Genomic DNA, 13,040 nt, shown 5'->3' on the forward strand with positions numbered 1-13,040 from the left:
TCCGGGGATCCGGTACCGGGCGGGCGTCGCGACCCGGCGCTCAGTTCTCCAGGGCCAGTGCGCGGGCGGGGCAGGCGCGGACGGCGGCGTCGACGTGGGCCCGTTCGGATTCGGGCGGGTGCTCGTCGCGGACGACGACCACGTCGTCCTCCCCCACCTCGAACCAGCCGTCGGCCATGGCCTCGCACATCCCGATGCCCTGGCAGGCGTCGAGGTCGGCGACGATGCGCATCAGACCTCCTCGGTGGTCAGCGCGACGAAGTCGACCTTCTCGCGGACCCCGCAGTCCGGGCAGCACCAGTCGTCGGGGACCTGCGACCACGGGGTTCCCGCCGGGAAGCCCTCGGCCTCGTTGCCCGCGGCGACCTCGTAGGTGTACCCGCAGCCGGGGCAGCGGGCCGCGGTGACGGCGTCGCTCTGCGCGCGGCGGGTGACGTCGGCGGCGGTGTCGGCGGCCGGGGCCGGGTCGGCGGGCGGCGGGTAGGCGGCGAGCAGCGTGTCACGCTTGCCGGGCTGCAGGTTGGCGTAGCGCAGGTCGCCGTCGTAGTGCGCCACCACCAGCGGGTCCATCAGCCGGCGGAACACCGGCGGGACGGTCGCGGCCAGCATCATCCCGGTGTAGCCGGTCGGCAGGACCGGGGCCTCCGGGAAGTCGCGCAGCGTCTGGAACCGGCGGACCGGGTTCGCGTGGTGGTCGGAGTGTCGCTGCAGGTGGTAGAGCAGCACGTTGGTGGCGATGTTGTTGGAGTTCCAGGAGTGCTCGGGCAGCACGCGCTCGTAGCGGCGGCGGTCCGGCGGGCCGACCTTCTGGCGCAGCATCCCGTAGTGCTCCATGTAGTTCACCAGCTCGAGCAGGGTGAACCCGAAGACGGCCTGGATCAGCAGGTAGGGCAGCACGCCCCAGCCGAACGACGCGATGATCGCGCCCCACAGCACCACCGACATCAGCCAGGCGTTGAGGACGTCGTTGCCGATCCGGAACGGGTGCCGGTCGCGGCGGGCGTAGCGCTTGCGCTCCAGGCGCCAGGCGCTGGTCAGCGAGCCGAACACGGTGCGCGGCCAGAACCGGTAGAAGCTCTCGCCCATCCGGGCCGAGGCCGGGTCGTCCGGGGTGGAGACGCGCACGTGGTGGCCGCGGTTGTGCTCGACGTAGAAGTGGCCGTAGAACGCCGGGGCGAGCGCGATCTTGGCGGCCCAGCGCTCCACGTCCTCGCGCTTGTGGCCCAGCTCGTGGGCGGTGTTGATGGCGACGCCGGCGACGGTGCCGAGCGTGACCGCGAGACCGATGTTGCCGACGACCGGCGCCCCGGCGGTGGCGATGTAGAACATCCCGGCGAACAGGCCCGCGTACTGCAGCGGGAGGTAGGCGTAGGTGACCCAGCGGTAGTAGCGGTCCTCCTCCAGCTCCTCCATCACCTCGTCCGGCGGGTTCGTCGGGTCCTTGCCCGCGAACAGGTCGATCGTCGGAACGATGCCGAGCACGACGATCGGACCCAGCCACAACGCCACCGACCAGCCGGTGGCCAGGTGCAGACCGATCGCGAGGAACGGCAGGACCGGGACCAGCAGGCCCAGCAGCCAGGCGTAGCGCTTGCCGTCGTGCCAGGTGTGGTGACCGTTCACCGGTTCGGACAGTGCATAGGTCCGCATCGGATTTCCTCCTCGCGTCGGCTCTGACGGAACGATGGAGCAGACGGTAGGGAGATCGGCGCACGATTCCTCGGTCGTCGGGACCGAAGATCGGCGCCCCGTTCGGTCCCGCGGACCGAACGCGCAGCTGGTCAGCGGTCCCAGCGGAACAACCGGACCGCGCACACCACCCCGACCAGCACCGCGACGACCAGCCCGACGACGGCGCCGGTGTCCGGCGGGGCCCCGCGCCACGCCGTCCCGAGCAGCTCCGACGTCGCACCGCAGGGCAGGGTCGCGCCGATCTCGGCGAGCGGTCCGGGCAGTCTCCGCGGGTCGCCGAACATGCCGGACAGTGCCTCGTGCGGCCCACCCCAGAACGGGACAGGGCGTCACGATCGCGCTCCGTGGTCGTGGGTTCACCCGTCCCGACGCGATTGAGGCGCCACTCCCGGGGTACACACCCCTCGGCCGGGTGAAGATCGACGGAAGGATCGTCATGACCGACACGCAGATGGGTATCCGTTCCGGACTCCGTTCGTGTCGTCGTCGGACGTCCACCTGCCGCCGGTCCGCCGGTGGCCTGCGGTGACGCCGGAGCTCGCCCGGGCCACCGACGCCGTCAGCCGGCTGGTCGACGAACTCGGCCCGGCCATCAGCCGGGACGCCGTGGTCGCCGCCGTCGCGCAGGCCTGCGACGACCTGCGGGGCAGCCCGGTGGGCGCGCTGCCCGAGCTCGTGGAGCGCCTGGCCCGGGTCCGTCTGGACCAGCCGACCGTCGGGCTCTGAGGCGTCCGCGCCCGGTATGGGCCTCGCGGCGTCCGGGTATCCCCGTCGGGTGAGCGACGACGAGAACGACACCGGACGCGAGAGCCCCCCGATCGACCCGGAACGCGCACTCGACGAGCTCGAGGAACGGGTGCTCGGCCGGCGGATCGACGCCGGGGACACCGAGGCCGGCCGCGAGGAGTCCGCGGACACCACGTCGGAGGGCGCGGCCGAGCCGGAACCGGTCGAGGGCGCCGGGGAGCCGGATGACGCCGGGACCGGGGTCGACGCCCCGACCGACTGAGCCGGCACCCCCGCCGGGGCCGCCGCCCCCGTACCCCGCGGAGGGTCCCGGCAGGACTTCCGGGACACGCGATCCCGCGGCAGTACCGGTCGGGGCTGTCGGCGCGGCGGCGCGCGCAGGTGCCGTGACGGCCCGCTACATCGTCGGCCGCACGGCACAGAGCGCGGGGAAGCAGGTGAGGTTCGGCGGCCGGGTGCTCGTGCGGCCGTCGCTCATCGGGCGACCTCCTCGCCGAACGCGGTCATCCCGGCCAGGACCTCGGCGAACGAGGTCGACAGCGGCGCGAGCCCGATCCGGATGCCGTCCGGGGCCCGGAAGTCCGGGATGACCCCCCGCTCCCACAGCCGGGTGTTGACCTGCGCGAAGTCCTCGCGGCGCAGCGTGACGTGCCCGCCGCGGCGGTCCGGGTCGCGCGGTGAGGCCACGGTGACGCCGTGCGGTGCGAGCAGGGTGTCGGCGAGGTCGAGGGCGAACCCGGTGAGCCGCACCGACTTGGCGCGGACGGCGTCGATCCCGGCCTGCTCCAGCAGCTCCACACCGCACTCCAGCGGCACCGACGCCAGCACCGGCGGGGTGCCGGACAGCAGGGCGCGCACGTCGGGCGCCGGTTCGTGGCCGGGTCCCATCGCGAACGGCGCGCGGTGGCCGAACCAGCCGGTGATCGGCTGGCGCAGCGTCGTGGTGTGCCGGGCGGCGAGGTAGCCGAACGCCGGCGCGCCCGGGCCGCCGCCCAGGTACTTGTAGCCGCAGCCGACGGCGAGATCGGCGCCCCACGCGTCGAGCCGGACCGGGACCGACCCGACCGAGTGCGACAGGTCCCAGAGCACCAGGGCACCGGCGTCGTGGGCGGTCCGGGTGATCGCGGGCGCGTCGGCGAGGAACCCGGAGCGGTAGGCGACGTGGGACAGCAGCACCAGCGCCGTGTCCGGCCCGACGGCGGCCGCGACCTGCTCGGGCGTCACGCCCGAGGCCGGGTCGGAGGTGATCCACCGCAGGACCGCGCCGCGCTCGGCGGCGATGCCCTCGAGCACGTAGCGGTCGGTCGGGAAGTTGTCGGTGTCGACGACGATCTCGCGGCGCCCCGCCGCCGCCTGGTGGTCGACGGCGGCCCGGGCCAGCTTGTAGAGCAGCACGGTCGTGGAGTCGGCGACGACGACCTGCCCCGGCGCGGCACCGAGCGCGGCCGCCCCGATCCGGTCACCCAGGCTGCGCGGCCGGTCGACCCAGCCCTCGTCCCAGCCGCGGATCAGCCGGGCGCCCCAGTCCGCGCGCACGAACCGCTCCATCCGCTCGGCCGTCGCCCGCAGCGGACGACCGAGGGAGTTCCCGTCGAGGTAGGCGACGACGCCGTCGGCGGGCAGGAACCGGTCGCGGTACCCGGCGAGCGGGTCCTCGGCGTCGAGCCCCGCCGCGACGGCCGCGAGGTCGGTGCTGAGTTCGGTGGTCGGGTCGGTGCTGCGGTCGGTCACGGTGTCCCCTCCGGTCGCGGTGTGCCCAGCCGGTGCAGCCGCAACGCGAGCTGCAGCTCCAGCCCGTGGTCCGGGTCCTGCCAGCGCGGGCCCAGCAGCGACGCGACCCGGTCGAGCCGCTGGGCCACGGTGTTGACGTGCACGTGCAGCGCCGCCGCGGCCCGGGTCGGGCTGGCACCCGCGGCGTAGTAGGCCTCCAGGGTGCGCAGCAGCTCGCTTCCGCGGCGCGCGTCGTGCTCGGCGACGGGCCCGAGGATGCCGCGCACGTACCCGGCGACGTCCGGGCGCTCGCCGAGCAGCAGCCCGGCGAACCCGAGGTCCGACGCCGACGCGCACTCCCCCTCCCGGTCCAGCGCGACCAGCGCCTCCGCCGAGCGACGGGCCTCGGCCAGCGCCGCGTCCGCGCCGTCGGCCGGCTGCAGCGGGCCGGCACCGCCGACCGTCACCGCCCCCTCGGGGTCCTGCTCCGACGCCGGACGCGCGAGCCGGGCACCGGCCGCGGCCGGGTCGGTGCCCGGCAGCAGCACGACCACCGCGCCGTCCCGTTCCCCGACCAGCCCGGAACGGCCGCCGAGAGCGGCCGCCTCCCGGGCCAGCGCCCGTCGCCGGGCGGGGTGGCAGCGGCAGACCAGCAGCACGTGCGGCCGCCGGGGCGACACCCCGAGCGCGGCGAGCCGGGTCAGCGTCGTCGGTCGCGGGACCCCGGACGCGGCGAGGAGCTCGGTGAGGGCGTCGGCGCGGTCGGACCGGTCGGCCTCGTCGGCGCGCTGGGCGAACAGCTGCACCAGCGCCGTGACCATCGCGGCCCGCTCCACGGTGCGGACCTGGCCGGGGGTCAGGGCGTCCCCGGCCCCGAGCCCGCCGAGCAGCAGCGTCCCGAGGCGCTGACCACCGGCGATCACCGCGGTCACCCAGACGCCGCCGGCGCACGGCACCGGCACCGGGCGACCGCCGCCGTCGCGCTCCCCGGCGCGGCGGGCCGCGGCGCGGGCGTCCAGGCCGGGCGGGACCGGGCCGTGGGCCGCGGCGGTGGCGCCGTCGCCGTCGAGCACCGCGACCCACCCGCCGAGCAGCCTGCCGAGCGCCTCGGCGATGTCGCCGACGTCGCCGCCCTCCAGAACGACCCCGGCGAACCGGTCGTGGGCGTCGGCGGCCTCGGCGATCGCGGCGTGCGCACCACGCAGCTCGCGCAGCGTGGTGGCGGTGTCGGCGAGGCGGCGGGTCTGCACCAGCGACACCGCGGCGAGCGCGGCCAGCGAGCCGAGCAGGGCGACGTCCTCGGCGGTGAAGGGCCGGGCGGACCGGTTGGCGGCGAACAGGACGCCGACGAACTCGTCGTCGACCAGCAGCGGGGTGCCGCAGATACCGACGATGCCCTCCTCGGCGACCGCGGTGTCGATCTCCTCGGTGTGCCGGTAGCGGCCGTCGCCGGCGTAGCGGCCGGTCCAGTGCGGGGTGCGGCTGGCCGCGACGAGACCGCCCAGCCCGGCCCCGAGCGGGAGCCGCAGCGACTGGAAGCGGTGCGAGACCGACCCGGAGGTGACCCGCATGAACGTGTCCCCGCGCTCGGGGTCGTGCAGGGTCAGGTAGGCGACGTCGGTGCCGAGCAGCCCGCGGGCCCGGCGCACGATCGCCTGCAGCACCGAGCCGGGGTCGGACTCCGAGGCGAGGTCGCGGGCGATGCCGACCAGCGCGGCGAGCTCGGACTCACGGCGGCGCCCGGCGTCCATCGCCGCCCGCACCCGCAGGGTCAGCGCGCCGGCCTCCGGCTCGGAGGCCGCCAGCTCCGCGACGACGCGGTCCAGCTCGCCGTCGCGGGCACCGCCGTCGGCCCGATCGGCCAGCAGCCGGAGCAGGTCGAGGACGGTGCGCACGCCACCATCCTGCCGTGCGCGGCGCTCAGTCGGACTTCCACGCCCCCGGGCGGCCGTAGATGTCGCGCAGGTCGAGCAGGTGGCTGCGCATGGCCTCCTCGGCCTGCGCCGCCTCGCCCCGGGCGATGTGCTCGGTGATCGTCGTGTGGCAGGCGTCGACCTCGGCCCAGTGCTCGGCCGCGACGACGTGCCGGTTCAGCCGGGTGCGGAGCACGTCGCCCACCGGCTGGCCCATCATGGTGATCATCAGGTTGCCGGTGGCCATGAGCACGGTGGTGTGGAAGTCCATGTGCTCGACGAACCCGCTGGGGTCGCGCGGGTCCCGCGGTGCCGCCGCCGCGGCGCGCAGCGCCTCGATCGTCTCCGGGGCGGCGCGCTGGGCGGCCAGCCGGGCCGCCGCGGGCTCGAGCAGCAGCCGGGCCTCCAGCAGGTCCGCCATGCCGAGCTGCGGCGTCGCGACCAGCACCCCGAGCGCACCGCCGACGTCCTCGACCAGGCGGGCGGGGTCGGGCGCGGCGACGAACGAGCCGCCCTGCACCCCGCGCCGGGTGTCGATCAGGTGCTGGCTGGCCAGGACCCGCAGCGCCTCGCGGACCGTGGAGCGGCTCACCCCGAACATGCCGGTCAGCTCGGACTCCGCGGGCAGCCGCGTGCCGGCGGGCAGGGCACCGCGCATGATCTGCGCGCGCAGCTCGTCGGCCACCTGCCGGTAGGCGGGACGGACCCGCTGGACCCGCAGCCGCGCCGTCGGCGGCCGGTGACCGTCGCGGGGCCGCTCCCCCGCCGGTGCGTCGGTCGGCACGGTGACGCCGTCACGCGGATCCCGGGTCGCACCCATCTTCACGCCGCCGCCCTGTCGTCCACCGTGCCGCGCGTCCCGCGACCCGTTCCAGGGTACCGGTCGGGCGTTGCCCGGGACCATCGCCCGACGGTATAGGTCTGACACATCGGTCGAGCACTTCCAGCAGCTCGTGACCGTTGGAGAGTCTTGCTTCTGAAAGTGTCTGATGTTTACCGTGCGGAGGCGGGGTCCGGTCGGCCCCCGCGGACCGGAAGGCGGGCGACGGCGCCCGCCGAGGGGAGTACGCGATGACCGTCGACCCACCCGGTGACCGGCAGGCGGCCGATGTGCCGCCCGCTCCGGCCCCCGTCACGGACCTGGCCGCCCGGCTCGACCGCATCCCGGTCGCCACCCCGACGCACCGCCGCTGGGTGGGGGTGCTCGGTGCGCTGTTCGTCTTCGACCTGGTGGACCTCAACTCCTTCGCCTACGCCGCCCCCGCGCTGCGGGCCGAGTGGGGGCTGTCCATCGGGGAGGTCGGCGCGGTCACCTCGGCCGCGTTCGTCGGGATGTTCGCCGGGGCGATCGTCGGCGGCCGCCTCTCCGACCGCTACGGCCGCCGGCCCGTCCTGCTCGGGGCGGTCCTGTTCTTCTCCGTCTGCTCGCTGCTGAGCGCGCTGAGCTGGGACGCCTGGTCGCTGGGCGTGCTGCGGGTGCTGACCGGGTTCGGGCTGCAGGCCACGACCGGGGTCCTGCTGGTCTGGGTGAGCGAGATGTTCCCGCGCTCGCTGCGAGGCCGGTACCAGGCGCTGCTGCTCGCCGTCGGCCTCGCCGGCATCCCGATCGCCGCGTGGCTGGCGCGGATCGTCGTCCCGCTCGGACCGGGCTCCTGGCGCTGGATCTTCGTCGTGGGTGCGCTCGGCGCGGTCGTCGCCCTCGTCGCCTGGCGGACGGTCCCCGAGTCGGTCCGCTGGCGCTCGGCACAGGGCCGGTCCCCCGACCCCCGCGACGAACGGCTCGTGGCCCGGATGGAGCACGAGGCCCGCGCGCAGCTCGGCACCGACCTGCCCGAACCGGTCCCCGACCCCCCGAAGCCCGAGGGACGGCTGTCGGACCTGCTGCGCGGCGCGACGCTGCGCCGGACCGTGGTCGCCTCGACGGCCTGCGTGTTCCTGATCCTGTCGTTCTACGGTTTCAGCTCCTGGGTGCCGACGCTGCTCGTGGAGCGCGGGTACACCACGGCCGAGAGCCTGACCTTCGCCTCGGTCCTCGCGATCGCCGCCGTGCCAGGAGCGCTGCTCGTGGCGCCGGTGGTGGACCGCTTCGACCGGCGCGCGGTCGTCCTGGTGCTGCAGACCCTCTCCGCGGGCCTGGTGCTCGCGTTCGGCCTGGTCACGCACCCGGTCGCGATCGCGGTGACCGGATTCCTCGCCGCGATGTTCATGCAGGCGACGGTGCCGGTCCTCTACACCTACATCGCCGAGGTCTTCCCGCTGCACCTGCGCGGTCTGGGCTCCGGCATCGCGAACGGCTCCGGCCGGCTCGCCGGGGTCGCCGGCGGCCTCCTCGTCGCCGCGACCTTCGCCGGCCTCGGCCTCACCGCCGTCTACGTCTACCTCGCCGCGGCGGCACTGCTGCTCGGCCTGGTCATGGCCCTGTTCGGCGAACGCACCACGAACCGCCGCCTCGAGGACATCGAGCGCGGATGACCACCCCCCACCGGAAGGACGACACGCACGTGACGATCAAGCAGGGCTGGCAGGGACGCTTCTACGAGGACTTCGAGACCGGCGACGTCTACCAGCACCCGCTGGGCCGGACGATCACCGAGACCGACAACACCTGGTTCACGTTGCTGACCATGAACACCAACCAGGCGCACTTCAACCGCCAGGTCGGCGAGTCCTCGGAGTTCGGCCGGATGCTCGTCGTCTCCCCGCTGACGATCTCCATCGCGATGGGCCAGTCGGTCACCGACACCACCCAGAACGCGTTCGCCAACCTGGGGCTCGACGACCTGAAGCTCACCGCGCCGGTGTTCGCCGGGGACACCATCTGGTCGGAGTCGATCGTGCTGGACAAGCGCGAGTCCTCGTCCCGCCCGACCGCCGGGATCGTCACCGTGCGGACCCGCACCCTGAACCAGGACGCGGTCGAGGTGCTGAGCTTCCGGCGGACCTTCTACGTGCACAAGCGGGAGGTGGGCGGGGCGTCGTCGCTGTTCCCGCAGGCCGCGGAGCCGCTGACGGTGGAGGGCGCGTGACCCGGCGGCCGCTGGAGGACATCCGGATCGTCTCGCTGGAGCAGTACGGCGCCGGCCCGTTCGGGTCGATGCACCTCGCCGAACTGGGCGCGGAGATCATCAAGATCGAGGACCCGTCGGTCGGCGGTGACGTCGGCCGCGCGATCCCGCCCTACACCGCGCCGGGCGACTCGCTGTTCTTCCAGTCCTTCAACCGGGACAAGTCCTCGGTCACCCTCGACGTGCGCACCCCCGAGGGCCGCGAGGTGTTCCACGACCTGGTCCGCACCGCCGACGCCGTGTTCTCCAACCTGCGCGCCGACGTCCCGGCGACGCTGGGGATCCGCTACGACGACCTCAAGGAGGTCAACCCGCAGATCGTCTGCTGCTCGCTGACCGGGTTCGGGATGACCGGCCCGCGCTCGGCGGAGCCGGGCTACGACTACGTCCTGCAGGCGCTGGCGGGCTGGATGTCGCTGACCGGTGAGCCCGGCGGCGCCCCGCAGAAGACCGGGCCGAGCCTGGTCGACTACTGCGGCGGCTACGTCGCCGCGATCTCGCTGCTGGGCGCGATCCACGGGGCGCGGCGCGACGGCGTCGGCACCGACTGCGACGTCTCGCTCTACGACACCGCGGTGAGCCTGCTCGCCTACCCCGGGACCTGGCACCTGACCGCGGGCTTCGAACCGGTGCGCACCCGGCAGTCGGCCCACCCCTCGCTGGTGCCCTTCCAGGCCTTCGAGGCCTCCGACGGCTGGCTGGTCGTCGGGTGTGCGAAGGAGAAGTTCTGGCAGCGGCTCACCGTCGTGCTGGGCCGCCCGGACCTGGCCGAGGACCCCCGCTTCGCGACCTTCGCCGACCGCAACCTGCACCGCGACGCGCTGCTGCCCGAGCTGGAGGCGCTGTTCCGGACCCGCACGGTCGCGGAGTGGCTCGCCCCGCTCTACGCGGCCTCGGTCCCGTGCGCCCCGGTCCGCGACGTCGCGGGCGCGCTGACCGACCCGCACACCGTCGAGCGCGACCTCGTCGCCGAGACCCCGCACCCCGACTTCGGCCCGGTCCGCACCCTGCGCAGCGCGGTCCGGGTGGGCCCGCCCGGCGCCGACCGGGCCCCGACCCGCGCCGCACCCGTGATGGGTGCCGACACCGACCGCGTCCTGCGCGAGCTGGGCTACGACGACACCAGGATCACCGCGCTCCGGAGCTCCGGCGCGCTGGGGAAGGACTGACATGGACTTCCGGTTCACCGACGAGCAGCGCCTCTACCGGGACACGTTGCGCGCCTTCGTCGACAAGGAGATCGTCCCCGTCGCGCGGGAGTGGGAGCAGTCGGGCCGCTACCCCACCGAGATCGTCGAGGGGATGAAGAAGCTCGGACTCTTCGGCCTGGCCGTCCCCGAGTCCTACGGCGGCCTGGCCGCCGACACCGTCTCGTTCGCGCTGACCTTCGAGGAGATCTCGCGGGGCTGGATGGGCATCGCCGGCATCCTCGGCAGCCACTCGGTGTCCTGCTTCCTGCTCGCGAACCACGGTACCGAGGAGCAGAAGCAACGCTACCTCCCGGAGCTCGCGACGGGCGCGCGGCGCACCGGGATCGCGCTGACCGAGCCCGGCGCCGGCACCGACCTGCAGGGCATCCGCACCACCGCCCGCCGCGACGGCGACGACTACGTCATCGACGGCACCAAGATGTGGATCACCAACGCCCGGCACGCCGACCCGCTCCCGGTGCTGGTCAAGACCGACCCGTCGGCCTCGCCCGCGCACACGGGCATGAGCATCCTGCTCGTCGAGGCGGGCACCCCCGGCTTCGAGGTCACCGCCGACATCGGCAAGCTCGGCTACAAGGGCACCGAGTCCTGCGAGGTCGTGCTCGACGGCGTGCGCGTCCCGTCGTCGCAGCTGCTCGGCGGGGTCGAGGGACGGGGCCTGCAGCAGGCGCTGTCCTCGCTGGAGACCGGGCGGATCAACATCGCCGCCCGCAGCGTCGGGATCGCCCAGCGCGCCTACGACGAGGCCCTGTCCTACGCCCGCGAGCGCGAGGCCTTCGGCAGGCCGATCGGCGACTTCCAGGCCGTCCAGCAGCGGCTCGCCCAGACCGCGGTGCGGCTGCAGGCGGCCCGGCTGATGACCTACTGGGCGGCGTCGCGGATGGACGACGGCGTGCGGATGGACACCGAGTCCGGGATGGCGAAGATCTTCGCGTCCGAGCAGGCCCTGGAGTGCGCACTCGACGCGATGCGCATCCACGGCGGCTACGGCTACTCCACCGAGTTCGAGGTGGAGCGGCTCTACCGCGACGCCCCGCTCATGTCGATCGGCGAGGGCACCAACGACGTGCTGCGCGGCGTGGTGGCGAAGGCGCTGCTCAGCGGCAAGGCCACCGTCCGGTGAGCACGGCCGACGAGCTGGGCGCCCTCGCCGCGCGGCTCGGGTACACCCTCGACCCCGGCCAGGTGACGGCGATGCACGACGCGGTCGCGGGCGCCGAGCCCGCGGTGGCGGCGCTGCGGGCGGCCCCCGTCCCGGCGGCGGCCGCCGACCCGGCGCGGGGCGAGGCGTGGCTCGCCCCGCCCGCCGTCGCCGGGAGCGCCCCCACCGGGCCGGACCCCCGCGCCGCGGAGCTGCGTGCGGAGTGGTCCGGGCGCGCGGCCGGGGCCGCGCAGCGGCTGGAGCGCCTGCACGCCGAGCTGAACTGCACGATCCGGGTGCTGCACGCGCGGGCCCGTGACCACCGCGCGCCCGAGGGGCCGCCCCGGCCGCTGGAGGGCGTGCCGTTCGCGGTCAAGGACGTCATCGACGTCGCCGGGGTGCCGACGACCGGGGCCTCGCGCACCCGCGCGGACGCCGCCCCGGCGGCGGCCTCGGCGACGGTCGTCGCCCGGCTGGAGGCGGTGGGCGCGGTACCGGTGTCCAAGGACGCGACGACCGAGTTCGCCGTCGGCGGGCCGCACCCGCCGCTGACCGGGCCGTGCCGCAACCCGTGGGACCCCGGCCGGTGGGCGGGCGGCTCCTCGACCGGGACCGCGGCCGCGGTCGCGGCCGGCGTCGTCCCGTTCGGGCTCGGGACCGACGTCGGCGGCTCGGTCCGGCTGCCCGCGGCCTGGTGCGGCCTGACCGGGCTGAAGCCCACGGCCGGGGCGGTGCCGCGCACCGGGGTGATGCCGCTGTCCTGGACCACCGAGACGGTCGGCCCGCTGGCCCGCGACGCCCGCACCGTCGGTCTGCTGTTCGGCCTGCTCCGCGGCCCGGACGGCGTCGACCCCCGGGTGCCGCAGCTGCCGCCGCTGCCACCGACGACGGTGCCGGCCGACCTGCGCGGCCTGCGGGTCGCCCGTCCCGGCGGCTACCTCACCGCGCTGTGCGACGCGGCCGTCCGGGCGGGCGTGGACCACCTCGTCGACGTCCTCACCGACGCCGGGGCCACCGTCGTGCCGGGCGAGATCCCGTCGGCCGAGCAGGCGCTGCCCATCGGGTACCAGCTCGTGTTCACCGAGGCCGCCGCGGTGCACCGGGTCGACGCCGACCGCTGGGGCGACTACGACCCGGTGACGGTGCGCCGGATCAGCCAGGGCATCACCACACCGGCCGCCGACCTCCTGCGGGCCCTGCAGTTCCGGGTGCAGCTGCAGGCCGAGCTGGACGCCGTGTTCGCCGGGGCCGACCTGGTCGTCGTCCCCACCACGCCCGCGACCGCGCCGCGGCTGCCGGACTGCACGGTCGTCGTCGACGGGGAGCGGTACCCGCTCTACGCGGCGCAGTCGCGCGCCACGATGCTCGGCAACCTCACCGGGGCGCCCGGGCTGGCCCTGCCGACCGGCCTCGCCCCCGACGGCTGCCCGGTCTCGGCGCTGCTCATCGCCCGTCCGCACGACGAGATCACCGCGCTGCGGGTCGCCGCCCTGTTCCAGGAGCGCACCGACCACCACCGGCGCACCCCACCGGTCGCCGACCGGATCACCTGACCGTCCCA

13 protein-coding genes are annotated in these 13,040 nt (G+C 75.0%); 7 read left to right on the forward strand and 6 right to left on the reverse strand.

Going from position 1 to position 13,040, the window contains the following annotated elements:
• Nucleotides 1-40: 40 nt before the first annotated feature.
• The 3 genes from ATL51_RS08285 to ATL51_RS08295 all read right to left on the reverse strand — a co-directional run bounded on the left by ATL51_RS08285 (nt 41) and on the right by ATL51_RS08295 (nt 1,976).
• Nucleotides 41-232 (reverse strand): ferredoxin, encoded by a 192-nt coding sequence (locus ATL51_RS08285; RefSeq protein WP_062396337.1) that lies wholly within the window; start codon nt 230-232, stop codon nt 41-43.
• Nucleotides 232-1,650, reverse strand: coding sequence for a fatty acid desaturase (locus tag ATL51_RS08290; RefSeq protein WP_100878229.1), 1,419 nt, complete (start codon nt 1,648-1,650; stop codon nt 232-234). Before ATL51_RS08290 ends, ATL51_RS08285 begins: the two co-directional genes overlap by 1 nt.
• Before the next feature lie 131 nt (nt 1,651-1,781).
• Nucleotides 1,782-1,976, reverse strand: coding sequence for a hypothetical protein (locus ATL51_RS08295; protein ID WP_100878230.1), 195 nt, complete (start codon nt 1,974-1,976; stop codon nt 1,782-1,784).
• Between the two features lie 241 nt (nt 1,977-2,217).
• Between ATL51_RS08295 and ATL51_RS08300 the strand changes: the two genes are divergently transcribed.
• Nucleotides 2,218-2,418: a three-helix bundle dimerization domain-containing protein gene (locus ATL51_RS08300; protein WP_139282704.1), complete on the forward strand. Its 201-nt coding sequence runs from the start codon at nt 2,218-2,220 to the stop codon at nt 2,416-2,418.
• Nucleotides 2,419-2,467: 49 nt separating this feature from the next.
• Entirely contained in the window at nt 2,468-2,701 is a 234-nt protein-coding gene (locus ATL51_RS08305; protein ID WP_157818272.1) for a hypothetical protein, read from the forward strand.
• A gap of 212 nt (nt 2,702-2,913) precedes the next feature.
• On the opposite strand, the gene ATL51_RS08310 is transcribed toward ATL51_RS08305, so the two are convergent.
• Genes ATL51_RS08310 through ATL51_RS08320 form a run of 3 tightly spaced genes read right to left on the reverse strand, consistent with a single transcriptional unit; the run spans nt 2,914 to nt 6,882 of the window.
• Nucleotides 2,914-4,170, reverse strand: a complete 1,257-nt coding sequence (locus tag ATL51_RS08310; protein WP_100878233.1) for a kynureninase — start codon at nt 4,168-4,170, stop codon at nt 2,914-2,916.
• Complete coding sequence (locus ATL51_RS08315) at nt 4,167-6,044, reverse strand: helix-turn-helix domain-containing protein (RefSeq protein WP_100878234.1); 1,878 nt, start codon at nt 6,042-6,044, stop codon at nt 4,167-4,169. Before ATL51_RS08315 ends, ATL51_RS08310 begins: the two co-directional genes overlap by 4 nt.
• Before the next feature lie 25 nt (nt 6,045-6,069).
• Nucleotides 6,070-6,882, reverse strand: coding sequence for a FadR/GntR family transcriptional regulator (locus tag ATL51_RS08320; RefSeq protein ID WP_246352728.1), 813 nt, complete (start codon nt 6,880-6,882; stop codon nt 6,070-6,072).
• A 251-nt stretch (nt 6,883-7,133) separates the two neighbouring features.
• Here ATL51_RS08320 and ATL51_RS08325 point away from each other — a divergent pair, with 251 nt between their 5' ends.
• From ATL51_RS08325 to ATL51_RS08345, 5 genes are read left to right on the forward strand one after another with little or no spacing between them, the layout of a single operon-like run.
• A complete protein-coding gene (locus ATL51_RS08325; protein ID WP_100878235.1) occupies nt 7,134-8,534 on the forward strand; it encodes an MFS transporter in 1,401 nt (466 codons plus the stop codon).
• The gene (locus ATL51_RS08330) at nt 8,531-9,088 is read left to right on the forward strand and encodes a MaoC family dehydratase (protein ID WP_073574387.1); all 558 of its coding nucleotides are present in this window, start codon (nt 8,531-8,533) and stop codon (nt 9,086-9,088) included. Before ATL51_RS08325 ends, ATL51_RS08330 begins: the two co-directional genes overlap by 4 nt.
• The gene (locus ATL51_RS08335; RefSeq protein WP_073574388.1) at nt 9,085-10,296 is read left to right on the forward strand and encodes a CaiB/BaiF CoA transferase family protein; all 1,212 of its coding nucleotides are present in this window, start codon (nt 9,085-9,087) and stop codon (nt 10,294-10,296) included. Before ATL51_RS08330 ends, ATL51_RS08335 begins: the two co-directional genes overlap by 4 nt.
• A 1-nt stretch (nt 10,297) precedes the next feature.
• A complete protein-coding gene (locus tag ATL51_RS08340) occupies nt 10,298-11,461 on the forward strand; it encodes an acyl-CoA dehydrogenase family protein (RefSeq protein WP_073574389.1) in 1,164 nt (387 codons plus the stop codon).
• A complete protein-coding gene (locus tag ATL51_RS08345; RefSeq protein ID WP_301548945.1) occupies nt 11,458-13,032 on the forward strand; it encodes an amidase in 1,575 nt (524 codons plus the stop codon). The genes ATL51_RS08340 and ATL51_RS08345 overlap by 4 nt, the downstream gene beginning before the upstream one ends.
• Nucleotides 13,033-13,040 lie beyond the last annotated feature (8 nt).

Origin of the sequence: Pseudonocardia alni (assembly GCF_002813375.1) — a bacterium.
GTDB classification, from domain to species: domain Bacteria; phylum Actinomycetota; class Actinomycetes; order Mycobacteriales; family Pseudonocardiaceae; genus Pseudonocardia; species Pseudonocardia alni.